The organism is Pseudomonas guangdongensis (genome assembly GCF_900105885.1).
Lineage (GTDB): Bacteria > Pseudomonadota > Gammaproteobacteria > Pseudomonadales > Pseudomonadaceae > Geopseudomonas > Geopseudomonas guangdongensis.
Window position 1 is genome coordinate 3,092,262 of sequence record NZ_LT629780.1, and the last position, 21,822, is coordinate 3,114,083.

The window sequence follows — 21,822 nt, forward strand, 5'->3', positions numbered from 1 at the left end:
GGGCAATGGCCCGAGCGTCACTCGCGGATGCAGTCGACAGTATACAGATCCTCGCCCGTCGCACCGTGGCGCTGCAGGCCGTGCACCTCGGCGGCGAAGCCGGGAAACTCGCCCTCGAAGCGGCAGCTGAAGCGCAGGTAGTCGATGATCGGGCGGCTCGCCTCGGTGAAGCGCTCGCCGGGCATGATCAGCGGGATGCCCGGCGGATAGGGCACCAGCATCACCGCGGCGATGCGCCCCTCCAGAGCCTCCAGCGGCACCGCCTCGACCTCGCCGCGCACCAGCCGGTCGTAGGCTACCGACGGCTTGAGGGCCAGCTCCGGGCGCTGCGCATAGACCTGGCGCAGGGCGCGCGCCACGCGGTTGTCGCGGTAGCAGGCATGCAGCTGCAGGCACAGGTCGCGCAGCCCCAGGCCGGCATAGCGCCGCCCGCCGGCACGGGCTACCGAGGGCAGCGCCTGCTCCAGCGGCGCGTTGCCGTCGTGCAGGCGCTTGAACTCCAGCAGCTCGGTGGCCAAGGTGCTCCACTTGCCCTTGGTAATGCCCATGGAGAACAGCACCAGCAGCGAGTACAGGCCTGTCTTCTCCACCACCACCCCGCGCTCCCAGAGGAAGCGGCCGAGCACCAGCGCCGGAATGCCCTCCTCGTCCAGCCGCCCGCCGGCGGTCAGCCCCGGCATCACCAGGGTGACCTTGAGCGGATCGAGCAGCACGTAGTCCGCCGCCAGCTCGCCGAAGCCATGCCAGTCGGCACCGGGCGCCAGCACCCAGTCGGCCGCGCAGGAGGCGCCGCGGGCCTCGATGCCCGGCGGCTGCCAGATGTCGAACCACCAGTCGTCCTCCGGCAGGTTGCGGCGCAGGTTGGCCAGCGCACGGCGGAAGGCCAGCGCCTCGTCGAAGGTTTCCTGGATCAGCGAGCGGCCGGCGGCGCCCTCCATCATCGCCGAAGCCACATCCAGCGAGGCGAGGATGCCGTACTGCGGCGAGGTCGAGGTGTGCATCATGAACGCCTCGTTGAAGCGCGGTACGTCGAGGCGGCGCTGGCCGCCGTCCTGCACGTGGATCATCGAGGCCTGGCTGAAGGCGGCGAGCATCTTGTGGCTGGAATGGGTGCTGAACAGCAGCGGCGCGTCGGCCTCGCTGCGCGTGGTGCCCATCGCGTAGCGACCGGCGTAGAACTCGTGGAAGGCGGCGTAGGCGAACCAGGCCTCGTCGAAGTGCAGCACCTCGACGCTGTCGCCCAGCTCGCGCTTGATCAGCTCGGCGCTGTAGCACAGCCCGTCGTAGGTGGAGTTGGTCACCACCGCCAGCCTGACCCGCGCCTCGCGCCCGGTCGCCAGCGGGCAGGCGGCGATCTTCGCGGCGATGGCCGCGCGGCTGAACTCCTCCAGCGGGATCGGCCCGATGATCCCCAGCTCGTTGCGGGTCGGGTTGAGGTAGAGCGGGATCGCCCCGGTCATCACCAGCGCGTGCACCACCGACTTGTGGCAGTTGCGGTCGACCAGCACCAGGTCGTCGCGGCCGACCATGGCGTGCCAGACGATCTTGTTGGCCGTCGAGGTGCCGTTGATGACGAAGAAGGTATGGTCGGCGCCGAAGTTGCGCGCCGCGCGCTGCTCGGCCTCGGCCAGCGGCCCGGTGTGGTCGAGCAGCGAGCCCAGCTCGGGCACCGACACCGACAGGTCCGAACGCAGGGTGTTCTCGCCGAAGAACTGGTGGAAGGCCTGGCCCACCGGGCTCTTGCGGTGCGCCACGCCGCCGCCGTGCCCCGGCGTATGCCAGGAGTAATGGGCGTCGGCAGTGTGCTGCACCAGGGCACGGAAGAACGGCGGCAGCAGGCTGTCCAGATAGCCGCGCGCCGCGCGAGCCACCTGGCGGGCGAGGAAGGGCACGGTGTCCTCGAACAGATAGAGGATGCCGCGCAGCTGGTTGAGTTCGGCCATCGCCTCGGGCGGCGCGTTCTCGATGGTGATCTGCTCGCCGAGGGCGAAGATCGGCAGCTGCGGGGCGCGCAGCCGGGCGGCGCGGATCAGCTCCACCACGTCCTGTAGCAGCCGCGGGTTGTCGCCGGCGCCCTCGGCAGCGACCAGCACGCAGGCCAGGCCGTGCTGCGAGGAGGCGACGATGCGCCCCTCGCGAACGCTGGCGGTACACAGGGTGGCGAAGCCGTCCTGCTCCAGCTCGCGGACGATGCCGCGCACCCGCTCGCCGGCCACGCTGTCGGCCTGCACGTCGCGGTGGACGATGAGTACGGGAAACTTCAGGTCCTTGTACATGCTCCCTCCGGCACGCGCACAGGCACAGCCTGTCGATGCCTTCAGGGTAGCCGCCGCCCGCGCGGCGCGGAACCCGGCCGCGCTCAGTGCCGGGTCGACGCCTCGTCGGCGTCGGGCTCCAACTGCTGCCAGAGCGCCGGTCCGCCGCAGGCCTTGGCCACTGCGGCCAGGCGCGCGGCGTGCAGCGCCAGCTCCTCGGCCGAGGCGCGCAGCACCGGGGTGCGCGGCCGGTCGGCGGGCAGGCGGCGGATCTCGGCGGCCGTCGCGCCGGGGCCGCCGTCCTCGCCGCTCTGCCCGGCCAGCGACAGGCTGGTCTGCCCGCCAGTCATCGCCAGGTAGACGTCGGCGAGGATCTCGGCATCGAGCAGCGCGCCGTGCAGGTCGCGCCCGGAGTTGTCGACGCCGTAGCGCTTGCACAGCGCATCGAGGTTGTTGCGCTGCCCCGGATGGCGCTCGCGGGCCATCAGCAGGGTGTCGAGCACCGTGCAGTGATCGCGGACCTCGCCCAGGTCGCTGCGGCCCTTGAGCAGGGCGAATTCATGGTTGATGAAGCCGATGTCGAACGCCGCGTTGTGGATGATCAGCTCGGCGCCCTTGATGAACTCGAAGAACTCGTCGACCACCTCGGCGAAACGCGGCTTGTCGGCGAGGAACTCGTCGGTGATGCCGTGCACCGCCATCGCCCCCTCGTCGACCTCGCGCTCGGGGTTGATATAGACGTGGAAGTGCCGGCCGGTCAGACGCCGGCCGATCAGCTCGACGCAGCCGATCTCGATGATCCGGTGCCCTTCGCGGGGTTCAAGGCCGGTGGTCTCGGTGTCCAGCACCACGTAACGCATAGTCGATACCTGTCTACTGCCAAGGAGGGAAAGGCTCAGCGGCCGTTCAGTTCGCTGACACCGCGGTTGGCCAGTTGGTCGGCGCGCTCGTTGCCAGGATGGCCGTTGTGCCCGCGCACCCACTGCCAGTGGACCTCGTGGCGGCCGACCTGCTCGTCGAGCACCTGCCAGAGATCGGCGTTCTTCACCGGCTGGCGGCTGGCGGTCTTCCAGCCGCGCTTCTTCCAGTTCGGCAGCCACTCCTTGATGCCTTTCATCACGTACTCGGAGTCGGTGGTCAGCTGCACCCGGCAATGCCGGTTGAGGGTCTGCAGCGCACGGATCGCCGCGGTCAGTTCCATGCGGTTGTTGGTGGTCTCGGCCTCGCCGCCCCACAGCTCGCGCTCGACGCCCTTGTAGACCAGCAGGGCGCCCCAGCCGCCGGGGCCGGGATTGCCCTTGCAGGCGCCATCGGTATAGATCTCGACACTGTCGCTCATGACTCTTTCCTGCCTGGATGACGGCCGACCTTGGCCACGGGCACCGCGCGCAGCGGTGCCAGCGTGGCACGACGCGGCTGTGGCAGCGGACGCAGGCCGGCGACCAGCTTGCGCGCCACCAGCAGATAGAAGCCGCCGCCCGGTAGCTGCCAGCGGTCGGCCCAGGGTTCGATAACGCCCAGCCGCGCCTGCCAGCGCGGCGAACGAAGCGGCGGACGATAACACCCGAACCGGCGTTTCTCCAGCGCGAAGCCCAGCAGGTGCAGCCAGTCGGCGATCCGCGCCGGAGCGATGCAGCGCGCCTGGGCCAGGGCGTCGGTGGCCAGCCAGTGGCGCAGCCCCCACAGGCTCCAGGGGTGAATACCGGCGATCAGCAGATGCCCGCCGGGACGCACGCAGCGCGCCGCCTCGCGCAGCAGGCGGTGGGGCGACACGGCGAAGTCCAGGGCATGCTGCAGCAGCACCAGGTCGGCGCCATGTTCCAGGACCGGCCAGGCATCCTCGGCGCAGACCATCTCCACGCCCGGCAAGGCCGGGCCGAGGCGCACCGCATGGGTGATATGGCGCAGCGGCGGCGGCGCGCCGACGCAGCTGTAATGCAGCAGGAAGCTGCCGAAATGGCCGTCGAGCTGCTCGGCCAGCAGCGCCTGCTGGCTCTCCAGCAGCAGGCGGCCCAGCGGCCCGGCGAACCACGCCTGCGCCGTCTCCTGAAGCCGTTGCTGGTCGATGGCCGCACCGCTCAGGGGATGCTCGCTCATGCTACCTCCCGTCTGGCATGTCGCCGGTCAGATGCCTACTATGCCGAACCGATTCAGCATAACGACTCCACCGCCCATGATACAGATCACCCCGCTGCCCGCCTTCGACGACAACTATATCTGGCTGTTGCAGGACGCCGCGCTCGGCCACTGCGCGGTGGTCGACCCCGGCGACGCCGCGCCGGTGCTGGCCTGGCTGGCCGAGCACCCGCACTGTCGGCTGGTCGACATCCTGATCACCCACCATCACGGCGACCACACCGGCGGCATCCAGGCCCTCAAGGCGGCGACCGGCGCGCGGGTCTGCGGCCCGGCGCTGGAGAACATCCCCGGCCGCGACCTGGCGCTGCAGGACGGCCAGACGCTGCGCGTACTGGAGCGCGACTGGCAGGTGCTGCAGGTGCCGGGGCATACCGCCGGGCACATCGCCCTGTTCGGCGGCGACGCCGAGCAGCCGCTGCTGTTCTGCGGCGACACCCTGTTCAGCGCCGGCTGCGGCCGGCTGTTCGAGGGCAGCGCCGAGCAGATGCACGCCTCGCTGCAGCGCCTCGCCGCCCTGCCGGCGCAGACCCGCGTCTGCTGCACCCACGAGTACACCCTGAGCAACCTGCGCTTCGCCCTGGCGGTGGAGCCGGACAATCCCGCCCTGCAAGAGTACCAGCAGCGCGCCGCGGCACAGCGTGCCGCCGGCCAGCCGACCCTGCCGTCCAGCCTGGCGCTGGAGCTGGCCATCAACCCGTTCCTGCGCACCGGCGAAACGGCAATCCGACGAAATGCCGAGGTCCGCGCCGGACGCCCGCTGGAGACGCATGCCGAGGTGTTTGCCGCGCTGCGGGCCTGGAAGGACGTCTTCTGAACGGCGGCGAAACCTTGACCCTCCCCGGGGCGGTTCCTAGAATCCCCCGACTTTTGATCAGGGAAATCGCCCGCCGATGCCACCGCCAACGCACCCGAGCAGCGCCCCGTCCTCCCTGTACAGGCTGAGCCGGCTGCTGCTCGTCGCGTTGCTGCTGGTGCTGGCCGGCTGCCAGAGCCGCGGCGGCGACGCCGGTCGCGACACCGACCGCGCCGTGGCCGTCGAGCCGCCGGTGGAGTGGGACAACCGCCTGCAGCGGCCCCGCGAGGCCCGCGACATCTGGGAGCGGATCCGCGCCGGCTACCGCCTGCAGGACCAGATCGGCACCCACCCGCGCATCGAGCGCCAGCGCTTCGGCCTGGCCAGCCGCCCGGCCTCGATCCAGCAGATCGCCGAGCGCAGCGGCCCCTACATCCACTACATCGTCGAGCGCCTCGAAGAGAACGACATGCCGCTGGAGCTGGCGCTGCTGCCGATGATCGAAAGCTCCTACAACCCGCTGGCCTACTCGCCGGCCCAGGCCGCCGGCCTCTGGCAGTTCATCCCCTCCACCGGCCGCCACTTCAACCTGCGCCAGACCAACTGGTACGACGGCCGCCGCGACATCACCGCCTCGACCAATGCGGCGATCAGCTACCTCAAGCGCCTGCACGACATGTTCAACGGCGACTGGCTGCTGGCGCTGGCCGCCTACAACGCCGGCGAAGGCACGGTCAGCCGCGCCATCGAGCGCAACGCCCGCCAGGGCCTGCCCACCGACTACTGGAACCTGCCGCTGCCGCGGGAAACCCAGGACTACGTGCCCAAGCTGCTCGCCGTGTCGCAGATCATCCAGGCGCCGGCCAGCTACGGCGTGCGCCTGGCGCCGATCGCCAACGAACCCTATTTCGAGAAGGTCGCCATCGCCCACCAGCTCGACCTGTCGCGCATCGCCGACCTGGCCGACATGGACGAGGACGAGCTGTTCCAGCTCAATCCGGCCTTCAAGCAGCGCATCACCCTCGACGGGCCCAAGCACCTGCTGGTGCCGGTGGACAAGGCCGAGGAACTGAGCGCCAGCCTGGCCAACCTGCCGCCGAGCAGCCAGGTGCAGTGGCGCAACTACCGGGTGCGCGGCGGCGACAGCCTGCACGATATCGCCAACCGCCACCATGTCACGGTCGCCACCCTGCGCGACATCAACCGCCTCAACGGCAACCGTCTGCGGGTCGGCCAGTCGCTGCTGATCCCCCAGGCGCCCGGCACGCCGCAGACACCCCTGTACGCCCGCGAGCAGCGCGCGCCGGCCAAGCCGGTCGCCGCCCCCCGGCCGAGCCATTACCGGGTGCGCAGCGGCGACAACCTGTGGGACATCGCCAAGCGCCACAACGTGGCGGTCGCCGACCTGCAGCGCTGGAACCGCCTCAAGGGCCACAGCCTGCGCGCCGGCCAGACCCTCGCCCTGCAGGGCGGCCGCGCCGCCACTGGCCAGGCGCCCGGCAAGTCCTCGGCCACCTACTACAAGGTACGCAGCGGCGACTCGCTGTACGCCATCGCCCAGCGCTTCTCGGTCGACATGCAGCACCTCAAGCGCTGGAACCCCAGACTCGGCTCGCGGATCAAACCCGGGCAGGTGCTGACCCTCTACCTGCAGCGCCGCTGAAGGCCGCGGGGCGCGCCCCGGAGCCGCCCTTTTTCCTGCCGATACAAGCTGTTACTGTAGCTCGCCCCTTTTTCAAGAATGCCACGGACCGGACCTCACCCGATGAGTCGTCTCCTCGCCCTGCTGCTCGGTCTGGCTGCCTGCCTGCCGGTTGCTGCCGCCATCACGGAAAGCCACGGCTACGCCCAGTTCGGCGCGCTGAAGTATCCGGCCAGCTTCCGCCACTTCGACTGGGTCAACCCCGACGCCCCCAAGGGCGGCAGCATCCGCATCATGGGCGCCGGCACCTTCGACACCCTCAACCCCTACACCCTCAAGGGCACCAGCCCGAGCGCCACGGGCAACTTCGTCCAGTACGGCATCAGCGAGCTGAACGCGCCGCTGATGGTCGGCACCGGCTTCTACGACCCCTCCGGCGACGAGCCGACCTCCAGCTACGGGCTGGTTGCTGCCTCGGTGGAGTACAGCGAGGACCGCAGCTGGGCGGTGTTCAACCTGCGCCCCGAGGCGCGCTTCCACGACGGCAAGCCGATCACCGCCTACGACGTGGCCTTCTCCTACCGCCTGCTGCGCCGCGAGGGACACCCGCAGTACCGCACCGCCCTGCAGGAAGTGCAGCGGGTCGACATCCTCAACCGCCAGCGGGTGCGTTTCGTGTTCAAGCGCAGCGGCAACCCGCTGCTGATCCTGCGCCTCGGCGAGCTGCCGGTGCTGCCTCAGCACTACTGGAGCGGCCGCGACTTCAAGGCCACCACCTTCGAGCCGCCGCTGGGCAGCGGCCCCTACCGGATCGCCCAGGTGGTGCCGGGACGACGCCTGGTGTTCGAGCGGGTCAGGGACTGGTGGGGCGCGTCGTTGCCGGTCAATCGCGGCAAGTACAACTTCGACCGCGTCGAGGTGGAGTTCTACCGCGACAACCATGTCGCCTTCGAGGCGTTCAAGGCCGGCGAATTCGACTTCTACATCGAGAACCAGGCGAAGAACTGGGCCAACGGCTACGACTTCCCGGCCCTGCAGCGCGGCGAGGTGCTGCGCGCGGAAATCCCCCACCGGATTCCCACCCAGACCCAGGCGCTGTTCATGAACACCCGCCGCCCGGCCTTCGCCGACGTGCGGGTGCGCGAGGCGCTGGGCCTGCTGTTCGACTTCGAGTGGAGCAACCGCACGCTGTTCAACGGCGCCTACAGCCGCGCCACCAGCTACTACCCCAACAGCGAGTTCGCCGCCCGGGACATTCCCCAGGGCGAGGAATGGCTGCTGCTGTCGCCGTACCGCAAGCAGTTGCCGGCCGGGCTGTTCACCGCGGCGCCGCAGATGCCCAGGACCGACGGACACGGCATCCCGCGCGAAACCCTGCGCCGCGCCCTCGACCTGCTCGCCGCCGCCGGCTGGAAATCCTCCGCCGCCGGCCTGGTCAACGGCCGCGGCCAGCCGCTGAGCTTCGAGATCCTGCTGGTCAACCCGAGCCTGGAGCGCATCCTCCAGCCCTACCGCGACAACCTCGCGCGCCTCGGCATCCGCGCCAGCCTGCGCACCGTCGACCGTGCCCAGTACAAGCAGCGCATCGACGGCTTCGACTACGACATGATCCTGATGACCCTGCCGCAGACCCTCAGCCCCGGGCTGGAGCAGTGGCAGTACTTCCACTCCAGCCAGCTCGCCGTGCGCGGCAGCCGCAACTATGCTGGCGTGAACCATCCGGTGGTCGACGCCCTGCTCGACAGGCTGCTCGCCGCGCAGAGCCGCGAGCAACAGGTGGCGGCCGCCCGCGCCCTCGACCGGGTGCTGCTCAGCCAGCACTACAGCATCCCCAACTGGTACAGCGACCACCACCGCCTGGCCTGGCGCAACCGCTTCGCCCACGTCACCACGCCGCCCTATACCCTCGGCCTGCGGGCCTGGTGGCTCAAGACTCCGGAGACTGCCCGATGAGCGCCTTCCTGCGCGGCATCCGCCGCATCGCCGCCGGCAGCGTCCTGCTGCTCGCCGGCGTCCTCAACGCCAGCGCTGCCGGCCGCCACGCCCTGACCCTCTACGACGAGGCACCCAAGTACCCCGCTGGCTTCGCCCACTTCGACTATGTGAACCCCGACGCCCCCAAGGGCGGCACCCTGCGTCAGGCCGGCTTCGGCGGCTTCGACAGCCTCAACCCGTTCATCAACAAGGGCGTGGCCGCCGACGAGATCGGTCTGGTCTACGACACCCTGACCAAACGCAGCCTCGACGAGCCGTTCACCGAATACGGCCTGCTCGCCGAACGCATCGAGAAGGCCGCGGACAACCGCTGGGTGCGCTTTCGCCTGCGCCCGGAAGCGCGTTTCCACGACGGCGCGCCGGTGACCGCCGCCGACGTGGTGTTCAGCTTCGACACCCTGATGAAGGACGGCGCGCCGCAGTACAAGGCCTACTACGCCGACGTCGAGAAGGCGGTGGCCGAGGACCGCCATACCGTGCGCTTCGACTTCCGCCAGGCCGGCAACCGCGAGCTGCCGCTGATCGTCGGCCAGCTGCCGGTGCTGCCGCAACACGCCTGGGAAGGCCGCGAGTTCGCCCGCACCAGCCTGGAGCCGCCGCTGGGCAGCGGCCCCTACCGGGTCGCCGAGGTACAGGCCGGGCGCAGCATCCGCTACACGCGGGTCGCGGACTGGTGGGGCAAGGACCTGCCGGTCAACCGCGGCCAGTACAACTTCGACAGCCTGGTGATCGACTATTACCGCGACAACACCGTAGCCCTGGAGGCGCTCAAGGCCGGGCAGTTCGATTTCTGGATCGAGACCAGCGCGAAGAACTGGGCCACCGCCTACGACACCCCGGCGGTGCGCGACGGCCGCCTGATCAGGGAAGAGATCGCCAACCACAACCCGACCGGCATGCAGGGCTTCATCTTCAACCTGCGCCGCCCCCAGTTCCAGGACGCGCGGGTGCGCGAGGCCCTCGGCCTGCTGTTCGACTTCGAGTGGACCAACCGCCAGCTGTTCCACGGCGCCTACATCCGCACCCACAGCTATTTCGAGAACTCCGAACTGGCCGCCCGCGGCCTGCCCGGCGCGGACGAACTGAAGCTGCTGGAACCCTGGCGCGGGCAACTGCCGGCGCAGGTCTTCGAAGCCGAGTACCGCCCGCCGCAGAGCGACGGCAGCGGGGTGATCCGCGAGCAGCGCCGACGGGCCTTCGAGCTGCTGCAAGAGGCCGGCTGGCGCCTGGAAAAGGACCGCATGCTCGACGCCACGGGTCAGCCGGTGAGCATCGAGTTCCTCCTCGCCCAAGTCGAGTTCGAGCGCGTGCTGCTGCCCTACAAGCGCAACCTGGCCAGCCTCGGCATCGAGCTGCAGATCCGCCGCGCCGACGTATCCCAGTACATCAACCGCCTGCGCTCGCGGGACTTCGACATGGTGGTCGGCAGCTTCGGCCAGTCCAGTTCGCCGGGCAACGAGCAGCGCGAGTACTGGCATTCGAGCAGCGCCGACAATCCCGGCAGCCGCAACCTGATCGGCCTCAAGGACCCGGCCATCGACGCGCTGGTGGAAGGCCTGATCGCCGCCGACAGCCGCGCCAGCCTGATCGCCCACACCCGCGCGCTGGATCGCGTGCTGCTCTGGGGCCACTACGTGGTGCCCAACTGGCACATCAAGACCTGGCGGGTGGCACGCTGGGACCATTTCGCCCATCCGGCCGTCACCCCGCTGTACGACATCGGTCTGCACACCTGGTGGCAGCGCGACACCGCCTCCGCGCCGGCCACCGCCGGCGCCCGGGAGTAACCGCGCATGCTGGCCTACATCTTCCGTCGCCTGCTGCTGATCGTGCCGACCCTGTTCGGCATCCTGCTGATCAACTTCATCATCATCCAAGCCGCCCCGGGCGGGCCGGTGGAACAGATGATCGCCAAGCTGGAAGGCTTCGACGCCGCTGCCGGTGGCGCCACCGGGCGCATCGCCGGTGACGGCGCCGAGGTGGCGGCGGCCGGCTCCGCCTACCGCGGCGCCCAGGGTCTGGATCCCGAACTGGTCAAGGAAATCGAGCGCATGTACGGCTTCGACAAGTCGGCCAGCGAGCGCTTCTGGATCATGATCCAGAACTACCTGAAGCTGGACTTCGGGCAGAGCTTCTTCCGCGACGCCACGGTCACCGAGCTGATCGTCGAGAAGATGCCGGTGTCGATCTCGCTGGGGCTGTGGAGCACGCTGATCATGTACCTGGTGTCGATCCCGCTGGGGATCGCCAAGGCCATGCGTCACGGCAGCGCCTTCGACGTCTGGACCAGCACGGCGATCATCGTCGGCTACGCCATTCCGGCCTTCCTGTTCGCCATCCTCTTGATCGTGCTGTTCGCCGGCGGCAGCTACTTCGACTGGTTCCCGCTGCGCGGACTGACCTCGAACAACTTCGACGAGTTGAGCCTGTGGGGCAAGATCGCCGACTACTTCTGGCACCTGGCGCTGCCGGTAACCGCGCTGGTGATCGGCAACTTCGCCACCCTGACCCTGTTGACCAAGAACAGCTTCCTCGACGAGATCGGCAAGCAGTACGTGATCACCGCGCGCGCCAAGGGCCTCTCCGAGCGCCGCGTGCTCTACGGCCACGTGTTCCGCAACGCCATGCTGATCGTCATCGCCGGCTTCCCCTCGGCGTTCATCGGCATCTTCTTCACCGGCTCCCTGCTCATCGAGGTGATCTTCTCCCTCGACGGCCTCGGTCTGCTCAGCTTCGAGGCGGCGATCAACCGCGACTATCCGGTGGTGTTCGGCACCCTGTTCATCTTCACCCTGCTGGGACTGATCGTGAAACTGATCGGCGACCTCACCTACACCCTGGTCGATCCGCGCATCGACTTCGAAAGCCGGGAGGGCTGAAGCATGGCGCTCTCCCCCATCAACCGGCGGCGCTTCGCCCAGTTCAAGGCGCACAAGCGCGGCTGGTACGGCCTGTGGCTGTTCCTCGGCCTGTTCGTGCTGAGCCTCGGCGCCGAACTGATCGCCAACGACAAGCCGCTGCTGGTCAGCCACGACGGCCAGTGGTTCGTGCCGGTGCTCAAACGCTACCCGGAGACCGCCTTCGGCGGCGAGTTCCCGCTGGAGGCCGACTACAAGAGCCCGTACATGCGCGAGCTGATCGAGGCCAAGGGCGGCTGGATGCTCTGGCCGCCGATCCCCTACAGCTACGACAGCATCAACTTCGAGCTCAAGGTGCCGGCCCCGGCGCCACCCTCGGCGGACAACTGGCTGGGCACCGACGACCAGGGCCGCGACGTGCTGGCGCGGGTGATCTACGGCTTCCGCGTCTCGGTGCTGTTCGCCCTGACCCTGACCCTGGCCAGTTCGCTGATCGGCGTCGCCGCCGGCGCGCTGCAGGGCTTCTACGGCGGCTGGGTCGACCTGATCGGCCAGCGCTTCCTGGAGATCTGGTCGGGTCTGCCGGTGCTCTATCTGCTGATCATCCTCGCCAGCTTCGTCGAGCCGAACTTCTGGTGGCTGCTCGGCATCATGCTGCTGTTCTCCTGGATGAGCCTGGTCGACGTGGTGCGCGCCGAGTTCCTGCGCGGGCGCAACCTGGAATACGTGCGCGCCGCCCGCGCCCTGGGCATGGGCAACGGCGCGATCATGTACCGGCACATCCTGCCCAACGCCATGGTTTCGACCATGACCTTCATGCCGTTCATCCTCACCGGCGCCATCGGCACCCTCACCGCCCTGGACTTCCTCGGCTTCGGCCTGCCGCCCGGCTCGCCGTCGCTGGGCGAGCTGGTCGCCCAGGGCAAGTCCAACCTGCAGGCGCCCTGGCTGGGGATCAGCGCCTTCGCCGTGCTGGCGCTGATGCTGACCCTGCTGGTGTTCATCGGCGAGGCGGCGCGCGATGCCTTCGACCCGAGGAAATGAGCCGATGAACGAACCCCTGATCGAGATCCGCGACCTGCAGGTGGCCTTCGGCCACGGCGGCGCGCCACAGACCGTGGTGCACGGGGTCAGCTTCGACATCCGCCGCGGCGAGACCCTGGCGCTGGTCGGCGAGAGCGGCTCGGGCAAGTCGGTGACCGCCCACTCCATCCTGCGCCTGCTGCCGCGCAGCAGCAGCCATCCGAGCGGCAGCATCCGCTATGCCGGCGAGGATCTGCTCAGGCTGCCGGAACGGCGCCTGCGCGCGATTCGCGGCAACCGCATCGCCATGGTCTTCCAGGAGCCGATGACCTCGCTCAATCCGCTGCATACGGTGGAGAAGCAGATCGCCGAGGTGCTCGCCCTGCACAAGGGCCTCACCGGCCAGGCGGCGCGCGCGCGGGTGCTGGAGCTGCTCGAACTGGTCGGCATCCCCGAACCGGCCAAGCGTCTCAAGGCCTACCCCCACGAGCTGTCCGGCGGCCAACGCCAGCGGGTGATGATCGCCATGGCGCTGGCCAACGAGCCGGAAATCCTCATCGCCGACGAGCCGACCACCGCGCTGGACGTCACCGTGCAGCTGAAGATCCTCGACCTGCTCAAGGAGCTGCAGGCACGCCTGGGCATGGCCCTACTGCTGATCACCCACGACCTCAACCTGGTGCGGCGCATCGCCCACCGCGTCTGCGTGATGCAGCGCGGCCACCTGGTCGAGCAGGGCCCCTGCGCCGAGCTGTTCGACAATCCCCGGCACCCCTACACCCGCGAACTGCTCGGCGCCGATCCCGATGGCATCCCCGCCGACAACCCGCCCGGCGCGACGCTGATCGAAGCCGCGGACCTGCGCGTGTGGTTCCCGATCCGGAAGGGCCTGCTGCGCCGCACCGTCGATCACGTCAAGGCGGTCGACGGGGTCAACTTCAGCCTGCCCCAGGGTCAGACCCTGGGCATCGTCGGCGAGAGCGGTTCGGGCAAGTCGACCCTCGGCCTGGCGATCCTGCGCCTGATCGCCAGCCAGGGCGCCATCCACTTCGCCGGTCGGCGCATCGACGGCCTCGACCAGCAGGCCGTGCGCCCGCTGCGCCGGCAGATCCAGGTGGTGTTCCAGGACCCTTTCGGCAGCCTCAGCCCGCGCATGTCGGTGAGCCAGATCATCGGCGAGGGTCTGGAGATCCACGCTATCGGCACCCCGGAGGAGCGCGAGCGGGCGATCATCGAGGTGCTCGGCGAGGTGGGACTCGATCCCGAGAGCCGACACCGCTATCCTCACGAGTTTTCCGGCGGCCAGCGCCAGCGCATCGCCATCGCCCGCGCCCTGGTGCTCAAGCCGCAACTGATCCTGCTCGACGAGCCGACCTCGGCCCTGGATCGCACGGTGCAGCGCCAGGTGGTCGAACTGCTGCGCAGCCTGCAGCGCAAATACAACCTGACCTACCTGTTCATCAGCCATGACCTGGCGGTGGTCCGCGCCCTCAGCCACCAGTTGATGGTGGTGCGGCACGGCAAGGTGGTCGAACAGGGTGAGGCCGGCGCGATCTTCCGCGCCCCGCAGCACCCCTATACCCAGCAGTTGCTCGAAGCGGCCTTCATGGCGCCGAGCCCTGCCGATCAACCAGAAAGAGGAAGTACACATGGGTTTTCTCACCGGTAAGCGCGTGCTGATCGTCGGCGTCGCCAGCAAGCTGTCCATCGCCTCCGGCATTGCCGCCGCGATGCACCGCGAAGGTGCGGAACTGGCCTTCACCTACCAGAACGACAAGCTCAAGGGTCGCGTCGAGGAATTCGCCGCCGGCTGGGGCTCCAGCGCCGACCTGTGCTTCCCCTGCGATGTGGCCAACGACGAGGACATCGCCCGCGTGTTCGAGGAACTGGGCAAGAAGTGGGACGGCCTGGACTGCATCGTCCACTCGGTCGGCTTCGCCCCGGGCGACCAGCTCAACGGCGACTTCACCGAAGTCACCACCCGCGAAGGCTTCAAGATCGCCCACGACATCAGCGCCTACAGCTTCGTCGCTCTGGCCAAGGCCGGCCGCGAGATGATGAAAGGCCGCAACGGCAGCCTGCTGACCCTGTCCTACCTGGGCGCCGAGCGCACCATGCCCAACTACAACGTGATGGGCATGGCCAAGGCCTCGCTGGAAGCCGGCGTGCGCTACCTGGCCGGCAGCCTCGGCCCGGAAGGCACCCGCGTCAACTGCATCTCCGCAGGCCCCATCCGCACCCTGGCCGCCAGCGGCATCGCCAGCTTCCGCAAGATGCTGGCCGCCAACGAGCGCCAGACCCCGCTGCGCCGCAACGTGACCATCGAGGAAGTCGGCAATGCCGGCGCCTTCCTCTGCTCCGACCTGGCCTCAGGCATCAGCGGCGAGATCCTCTACGTCGACGGCGGCTTCAACACCACCGCCATGGGCGCCCTGGAAGACTAAGGCCCGGCGCAACAGCCAGCCACGGCGGCGCTGTTGCGCAACCTGGCGCCCCGCGCCGGCCCGCACGGGCCGGCGCCTCTCCTCCTCCCCCACCGGCTACGCCGCAACGGCGCTGGGCACGCTGGTGCAACCCCACACCTAGGGACACGCCGCAGACAGCCAGCGCGCGAACCCGCGATGACATATCGCCCCGTCCAGCCTGGACGCTCCATACCCCAAAAAGCACGACGCCCCCTTGCGGAGGCGTCGTGCGGGCGGTAGCGGGACCGTACGGGGTCAGAAACGCTCGATCTCGGCCTGCTCGCGCAACTGGCGCTGGAAGGCCTGGAAGTCCTGCTGGCCGCTGCGCGAGGCGAGGAAGCGGCGATACATGGCCAGCTCCTCGGCGCCCAGCTCGGCACCGGCGCTGCCGACACCCTGCAGGCGCAGCACCACATAGTCGCCGTTGGCCAGCGACAGACCGGCAAAGCTCGGCTGCTCGGCGCTCGCCGGCTTGGGCATACGGAACAGGGCTTCCAGCAGTTGCGGATCGACGCCCTCCTGATCGCGACCGGTCGCGGCATGGCTCTGCCACTCGCCGACAACGGACGGCGCCTTGCCTTCGCGCAGCTCGGCCAGCAGCGCTTCGCCACGCTGCCTGGCCTGCTCGGCGGCCTGCTCGCGGCGCAGCTTGTCGCGCAGGGTATCGGCCAGTTGTTCCAGCGGCTGCTGTTCGGGCTTGCGGTGCTCCTTGACCCGCAGCACCACCACGGTATCGGGGTCCAGCTCCAGGGCGGCGCTGTTGGCGCCCTCGGTCAGCACCTCGGTACTGAAGGCGGCCTGTACCACCTGACGGTTGGCGGCGATGCCTTCGCCGCCTTCACGACCGAAGGGAGCAGCTTCGCGCACTTCCAGCCCCAGTTCCTGGGCCGGCTGCTGCAGGTCGGCGGATTCGAAGGCGGCATCCTCGAGTTCCTTGGTCACCTCGACGAAGCGCTGCTCCACTTTCTGCGTCTTCAGCTCGCGCTCCAGTTGCGGCTTCAGGCTGTCCAGACTCGGCACCTCGGCGGCCTGGATATCGTCCAGCCGGATCAGGTGCCAGCCGAACTCGCTCTTCACCGGGGCGGAAACCTGGCCCACCTGCAGGGCGAACAGGGCCTCCTCGAACGCCACGTCGTAGACGCCCTGACCGGCATAGCCGAGATCGCCGCCGGCAGCCGCCGAGCCCGGATCGTTGGAGAACTCCTTGGCCAGCGCGGCGAAGTCTTCGCCGGCGAGGATGCGCTGACGCAGTTCCTCAAGCTTGGCGCGGGCCTGCTCGTCGTTCAGCGCATCGCCGGTTTCCAGCAGGATGTGCGAGGCCTTGCGCTGCTCGCCAAGGTTGGCGATTTCCTTCTCGTACTCGGCCTGCAGCTCCTCGGCGGATACCTCGACCTGATCGAAGAAGCGCTCCTTCTTCAGCTCGACATACTCGATGCGCACCTGCTCGGCGGTCATGAACTCGCTGGCGTGCTCGTCGTAGTAGGCCTTGAGCTGCTCGTCGGAGATGCTCACCGCAGCGCTGTCGGCCTGTAGCGTCAGGCTGGCGAAGTCGCGGGTCTGCCGCTCCAGGGCGGCGAAGGCGCGGACTTCCTCCTCGGTGACGAAGCCGCTGCCGGCCAGACCGGCCTGCAGCTGGCCGATCAGCATTTCCTGCTCCAGCAGCTGGCGGAACTGCAGGCGGTCGTAGCCCATCTGGCGAATCACCTGGTCGAAGCGCTCGGCGGAGAACTTGCCATCCTGCTGGAACTCGGGCGTCAGCAGGATCAGTTGATCCAGCGCCGGTTGGGAAAAGCCGAAGCCGGCCTGCGCAGCGCCCTGCAGCAACAGCTTGCGCTCGATCAGCGCATCCAGCGCGCTGCTGCGCAGCAGCTTCTCATCCAGCAGAGAGGCGTCGAACTGACCGCCAAAACGCTGCTGCAGCTGCCGGCGCTGCATATCCACCGCACGGCTCAGCTCACCCAGCGCAATGGGCTCGCCGTTCACCTCGGCCGCCTCGTTCCTGTTGCTGGCGACGTTCATGATCGCATCGAAGCCGGTCAGCGCCATCAGCACGATGATCACGCCGATGATCGTCTTGGCGATCCAGCCCTGGGAGTTGTCCCTGATATTTTGAAGCATGCAGCCCCCAAACTCGGCCAGGCCCTGTCGACACCGATGCGTGCCTGGGGCGGTGGCAGATAAAAGAAAGGCGCATCCGAGGATGCGCCTTCTCGATAAGTGGCGGAGCGGACGGGATTCGAACCCGCGACCCCCGGCGTGACAGGCCGGTATTCTAACCGACTGAACTACCGCTCCGCTGCCGGACCCACTTGCATGGCCCCGGAAGAACTCAAGCCAGAAAGACGCTTAGTTGACGGCATCCTTGAGGGCTTTGCCGGCCTTGAAGCCGGGGATCTTGGCCGCTTCGATCTCGATCGGCTTGCCGGTCTGCGGGTTGCGGCCGGTACGCGCGGCGCGCTCCTTGACGGCGAAGGTGCCGAAGCCGACTAGAACCACGGAGTCACCCTCTTTCAGGGCACCGGTGATGGAGTCGATTACCGCATCCAGCGCGCGGCCGGCAACAGCTTTCGGGATATCAGCAGATGCGGCGATGGCATCGATCAGTTCCGACTTGTTCACTCTAAGTCCCCTTGATTCCTGTTGAGTTCGTATCTTGATCAGGTGTTGGCAAAACTGTTGCGGCTCGGCTTGCCGACACACGAGGGGCCGCTTTATATCAAGGGCCCGAAAAGAGTGTCAAGGAAGCCCAACTCTCAGTGCGTACTGATTCTTTCCTGGGAATCGGCATCACGCTTGTCGTCTTTGGCAACCAGCTCGGCAGCCGCGTCGGACAAGGGTTCAGGCTTGTATTGCAGCGCAATCTGCAGGACCTCGTCAATCCACTTGACCGGCTTGATCTGCAGTTCCTGCTTGATGTTGTCGGGGATTTCCTTGAGATCGCGGACATTCTCCTCGGGAATGATCACCGTGCGGATGCCGCCGCGATGCGCCGCCAGCAACTTCTCCTTGAGACCGCCAATGGCCAGCACCTGACCGCGCAGGGTGATCTCGCCGGTCATTGCCACATCGGCGCGCACCGGAATACCGGTCAGCGCGGATACCAGCGCGGTGCACATGCCGATACCGGCGCTCGGACCGTCCTTGGGCGTCGCCCCTTCGGGCACGTGGATATGGATGTCGCGCTTCTCGTGGAAGTCGGGAGCTACGCCCAGGCTGCGCGCACGGCTGCGCACCACGGTCAGCGCCGCGGTGATCGATTCGCCCATCACGTCGCCCAGCGAGCCGGTCTTGATCATCTGGCCCTTGCCGGGCACGGCGACCGCCTCGATGGTCAGCAGCTCGCCGCCCACCTGGGTCCAGGCCAGGCCGGTCACTTGCCCCACCTGATCCTGCAGCTCGGCCAGGCCGTAGCGGAACTTCTTCACTCCCAGATAATGCTCCAGGTTGTCGGCACTCACGGTCACGGCGAAGCGCTTGGCCGCGGCATGTTCCTTGACCGCCTTGCGGCAGACCTTGGCGATCTGCCGCTCCAGGCTGCGCACCCCGGCTTCACGCGTATAGAAACGAATGATGTCGCGCAGCGCGGCTTCCTCGAAGGTCAGCTCGCCCTTCTTCACCCCGTTGGCTTCGGCCTGCTTGGGCACCAGGTAGCGGGTGGCGATATTGACCTTCTCGTCCTCGGTGTAGCCGGGCAGACGGATCACTTCCATGCGGTCGAGCAGCGGCGCCGGAATGTTCATCGAGTTGGCGGTGCAGATGAACATCACGTTGGACAGGTCGTAGTCGACCTCCAGGTAGTGATCGTTGAAATTGTGGTTCTGCTCGGGATCGAGCACCTCCAGCAGCGCCGAGGCCGGATCGCCGCGCATGTCGCTGCCCAGCTTGTCGATCTCGTCGAGCAGGAACAGCGGGTTGCGCACGCCGACCTTGGTCATGCGCTGGATCAGCCGGCCCGGCATCGAGCCGATATAGGTGCGCCGGTGACCGCGGATTTCCGCCTCGTCACGCACCCCGCCGAGCGCCATGCGCACGTACTTGCGATTGGTGGCACGGGCGATCGACTCGGCCAGCGAGGTCTTGCCCACGCCGGGCGGGCCAACCAGGCAGAGCACCGGTCCCTTGAGCTTCTTGACCCGCTTCTGCACGGCGAGGAATTCGAGGATCCGCTCCTTGACCTCCTCCAGGCCGTAGTGGTCGGTATCGAGAACTTCCTCGGCGCGCGCCAGGTCCAGGCGCACCTTGCTCTCGGCCTGCCACGGCACGTTGGTCAACCACTCGATATAGGAGCGCACCACGCTCGCCTCGGCGGACATCGGCGACATCTGCTTGAGCTTGTTCAGTTCGGCATTGGCCTTGGCCAGCGCCTCCTTGCTCATCCCGGCGTTGTCGATGCGTTTCTTCAGCTCATCGACCTCGCTGAGTCCCTCCTCGCCGTCGCCCAGCTCCTTCTGGATGGCCTTCATCTGCTCGTTCAGATAGTACTCGCGCTGGCTGCGCTCCATCTGCTTCTTGACCCGTCCGCGAATGCGCTTCTCCACCTGCAGCAGGTCGATCTCGGCATCCAGCAGACCCAGCACATGCTCGACCCGCGCGGCCAGCGCGGTGATTTCGAGGATTTCCTGCTTCTGCTCGATCCGCAGGGCCATGTGCGCGGCCATGCTGTCGACCAGCCGCGCGGGATCGTCGATACCGCTCAGCGAGGTCAGTACCTCGGACGGCACCTTCTTGCCCAACTGCACATACTGCTCGAACTGGCTGAGCAGGCTGCGGCAGAACACCTTGGCCTCGCGCTCGGCCACTTCTTCATCGGCAAGCGGCATCACCTCGGCGCGCAGATGCCCCGGCGCCTCGAAGAAGCGCTCGACCTCACCGCGCTGCTCGCCCTCGACCAGCACCTTGACGGTACCGTCGGGCAGCTTGAGCAGCTGCAGCACGCTGGCCACTGTGCCCATCCGGTAGAGCGCGTCTGCGGCCGGATCGTCGTCGGCCGGATTCTTCTGCGCCACCAGCAGGATCTGCTTGTCGGCACTCATGGCTGCCTCGAGCGCCTCGATGGACTTCTCGCGCCCTACGAAGAGGGGGATAACCATGTGCGGATAGACCACCACATCGCGCAGCGGCAGAAGGGGCAACTCGACGACTGTCTTCATGCTTTCAACTCTTGATTAGCCCGACAGCGGAAGATCCGGGCGTTGAACATGCCTTCAAGATGGGGGCCGGGCAGGGAAAAAACAAGCGGGGGGGCCAGGCACAGAAGCAACAAAGGGGCCCGCAGGCCCCCTTGTTATCGCTCATGCCTCGGGTGCAGCCTTGGCCGGCTGCTCACCGCCCTGATAGATCAACAGCGGCTTGGAGGTGCCTTCGATGACGCTCTCGTCGATCACCACCTTGCCGACGTCAGCGGACGAGGGGATCTCGTACATGGTGTCGAGCAGGATGCCTTCGAGGATCGAACGCAGACCGCGCGCGCCGGTCTTGCGCTCCAGCGCCTTGCGGGCCACCGCATGCAGGGCGTCAGCACGGAACTCCAGCTCGACGCCTTCCATCTCGAACAGACGCGCATACTGCTTGGTCAGCGCATTCTTCGGCTCGGTGAGGATCTGCATCAGCGCCGCCTCGTCGAGTTCCTCGAGGGTAGCGATCACCGGCAGGCGGCCGACGAATTCGGGGATCAGGCCGAACTTGACCAGATCGTCCGGCTCAACCTCGCGCAGGGACTCGCCGACCTTCTTGCCGGCTTCCTTGCTGCGCACCTCGGCATTGAAGCCGATACCACCCTTGGTGGAGCGGTTCTGGATGACCTTCTCCAGACCGGAGAAAGCACCACCACAGATGAACAGGATGTTGCGGGTGTCGACCTGCAGGAATTCCTGCTGCGGGTGCTTGCGCCCACCCTGAGGCGGAACCGAAGCCACGGTGCCTTCGATCAGCTTGAGCAGGGCCTGCTGCACACCCTCGCCCGATACGTCGCGGGTGATTGAGGGATTGTCCGACTTGCGGGAAATCTTGTCGATCTCGTCGATGTAGACGATACCCATCTGGGCCTTCTCGACATCGTAGTCGCACTTCTGCAGCAGCTTCTGGATGATGTTCTCGACATCCTCGCCGACATAGCCCGCCTCGGTGAGAGTGGTGGCATCGGCGATGGTGAAGGGTACATTGAGCAGACGCGCCAGGGTTTCGGCGAGCAAGGTCTTGCCCGAGCCGGTCGGCCCGATCAGCAGGATGTTGCTCTTGCCGAGTTCGACATCATCCTTCTTCTCTTTCTGGCTGAGACGCTTGTAGTGGTTGTACACCGCGACCGCCAGCACCTTCTTCGCACGCTCCTGGCCGATCACGTACTGGTCCAGGATACTGCTGATTTCCTTAGGTGCCGGCAACTTGTTGGCACTGCTCTCGGCCTGGGCCTCCTGCACCTCCTCGCGGATGATGTCGTTGCACAGGTCGACGCACTCGTCGCAGATGAAAACGGAGGGGCCGGCAATCAACTTGCGCACTTCATGCTGGCTCTTGCCGCAGAAGGAGCAGTAAAGCAGCTTGCCGTTATCCTCGCCGTTGCGGGTGTCAGTCATTCGATCAATCCAATCCGGTAGGCATGAACACAAGATGGAGGCATTCACAGGCTTTTTCAAGCCTGCGAAACGGCCGGCAA

16 protein-coding genes and 1 tRNA gene are annotated in these 21,822 nt (G+C 67.6%); 8 read left to right on the forward strand and 9 right to left on the reverse strand.

The window, feature by feature from the left end:
• Window positions 1-17 precede the first annotated feature (17 nt).
• The 4 genes from BLU22_RS14415 to BLU22_RS14430 form a co-directional block, all read right to left on the reverse strand.
• Window positions 18-2,276, reverse strand: coding sequence for an Orn/Lys/Arg family decarboxylase (locus BLU22_RS14415; RefSeq protein WP_090215909.1), 2,259 nt, complete (start codon window positions 2,274-2,276; stop codon window positions 18-20).
• 83 nt (window positions 2,277-2,359) lie between these two features.
• Window positions 2,360-3,154 (reverse strand): DNA polymerase III subunit epsilon, encoded by a 795-nt coding sequence (gene dnaQ / locus BLU22_RS14420; RefSeq protein ID WP_269457644.1) that lies wholly within the window; start codon window positions 3,152-3,154, stop codon window positions 2,360-2,362.
• A complete protein-coding gene (rnhA, locus tag BLU22_RS14425) occupies window positions 3,151-3,594 on the reverse strand; it encodes a ribonuclease HI (protein WP_090215914.1) in 444 nt (147 codons plus the stop codon). Before rnhA ends, dnaQ begins: the two co-directional genes overlap by 4 nt.
• Window positions 3,591-4,352, reverse strand: a complete 762-nt coding sequence (locus BLU22_RS14430) for a class I SAM-dependent methyltransferase (protein WP_090215915.1) — start codon at window positions 4,350-4,352, stop codon at window positions 3,591-3,593. Before BLU22_RS14430 ends, rnhA begins: the two co-directional genes overlap by 4 nt.
• A 76-nt stretch (window positions 4,353-4,428) precedes the next feature.
• Between BLU22_RS14430 and gloB the strand changes: the two genes are divergently transcribed.
• The 8 genes from gloB (at window position 4,429) to fabI (ending at window position 15,149) form a co-directional block, all read left to right on the forward strand.
• Window positions 4,429-5,208 (forward strand): hydroxyacylglutathione hydrolase, encoded by a 780-nt coding sequence (gloB, locus tag BLU22_RS14435; protein ID WP_090215918.1) that lies wholly within the window; start codon window positions 4,429-4,431, stop codon window positions 5,206-5,208.
• Between the two features lie 76 nt (window positions 5,209-5,284).
• The gene (locus tag BLU22_RS14440; protein WP_090215920.1) at window positions 5,285-6,850 is read left to right on the forward strand and encodes a LysM peptidoglycan-binding domain-containing protein; all 1,566 of its coding nucleotides are present in this window, start codon (window positions 5,285-5,287) and stop codon (window positions 6,848-6,850) included.
• 102 nt (window positions 6,851-6,952) lie between these two features.
• Window positions 6,953-8,782 carry an extracellular solute-binding protein gene (locus BLU22_RS14445; protein WP_090215923.1) on the forward strand — a complete coding sequence of 610 codons (1,830 nt, stop codon included), beginning with the start codon at window positions 6,953-6,955 and terminating at the stop codon, window positions 8,780-8,782.
• On the forward strand, window positions 8,779-10,611 hold the full coding sequence (locus tag BLU22_RS14450; RefSeq protein WP_090215925.1) for an extracellular solute-binding protein: 1,833 nt from the start codon (window positions 8,779-8,781) through the stop codon (window positions 10,609-10,611). Before BLU22_RS14445 ends, BLU22_RS14450 begins: the two co-directional genes overlap by 4 nt.
• A 6-nt stretch (window positions 10,612-10,617) precedes the next feature.
• On the forward strand, window positions 10,618-11,703 hold the full coding sequence (locus BLU22_RS14455) for a microcin C ABC transporter permease YejB (protein WP_090215927.1): 1,086 nt from the start codon (window positions 10,618-10,620) through the stop codon (window positions 11,701-11,703).
• A gap of 3 nt (window positions 11,704-11,706) precedes the next feature.
• Window positions 11,707-12,726 (forward strand): ABC transporter permease, encoded by a 1,020-nt coding sequence (locus tag BLU22_RS14460; RefSeq protein WP_090215930.1) that lies wholly within the window; start codon window positions 11,707-11,709, stop codon window positions 12,724-12,726.
• A gap of 4 nt (window positions 12,727-12,730) precedes the next feature.
• Complete coding sequence (locus BLU22_RS14465; protein WP_090215932.1) at window positions 12,731-14,374, forward strand: ABC transporter ATP-binding protein; 1,644 nt, start codon at window positions 12,731-12,733, stop codon at window positions 14,372-14,374.
• Window positions 14,355-15,149: an enoyl-ACP reductase FabI gene (gene fabI / locus BLU22_RS14470; protein WP_090215935.1), complete on the forward strand. Its 795-nt coding sequence runs from the start codon at window positions 14,355-14,357 to the stop codon at window positions 15,147-15,149. The genes BLU22_RS14465 and fabI overlap by 20 nt, the downstream gene beginning before the upstream one ends.
• Before the next feature lie 276 nt (window positions 15,150-15,425).
• Here fabI and BLU22_RS14475 read toward each other — a convergent pair whose 3' ends face one another.
• The 5 genes from BLU22_RS14475 to clpX form a co-directional block, all read right to left on the reverse strand.
• Window positions 15,426-17,288 carry a SurA N-terminal domain-containing protein gene (locus BLU22_RS14475; protein WP_090215938.1) on the reverse strand — a complete coding sequence of 621 codons (1,863 nt, stop codon included), beginning with the start codon at window positions 17,286-17,288 and terminating at the stop codon, window positions 15,426-15,428.
• A 100-nt stretch (window positions 17,289-17,388) separates the two neighbouring features.
• Window positions 17,389-17,465 (reverse strand) — tRNA-Asp (locus BLU22_RS14480).
• Window positions 17,466-17,516: 51 nt separating this feature from the next.
• The gene (gene hupB / locus BLU22_RS14485) at window positions 17,517-17,789 is read right to left on the reverse strand and encodes a nucleoid-associated protein HU-beta (RefSeq protein ID WP_090215941.1); all 273 of its coding nucleotides are present in this window, start codon (window positions 17,787-17,789) and stop codon (window positions 17,517-17,519) included.
• A 134-nt stretch (window positions 17,790-17,923) separates the two neighbouring features.
• Entirely contained in the window at window positions 17,924-20,320 is a 2,397-nt protein-coding gene (lon, locus tag BLU22_RS14490; RefSeq protein ID WP_090215944.1) for an endopeptidase La, read from the reverse strand.
• Window positions 20,321-20,461: 141 nt separating this feature from the next.
• Complete coding sequence (gene clpX, locus BLU22_RS14495; RefSeq protein ID WP_090215947.1) at window positions 20,462-21,742, reverse strand: ATP-dependent Clp protease ATP-binding subunit ClpX; 1,281 nt, start codon at window positions 21,740-21,742, stop codon at window positions 20,462-20,464.
• Between the last annotated feature and the right edge of the window lie 80 nt (window positions 21,743-21,822).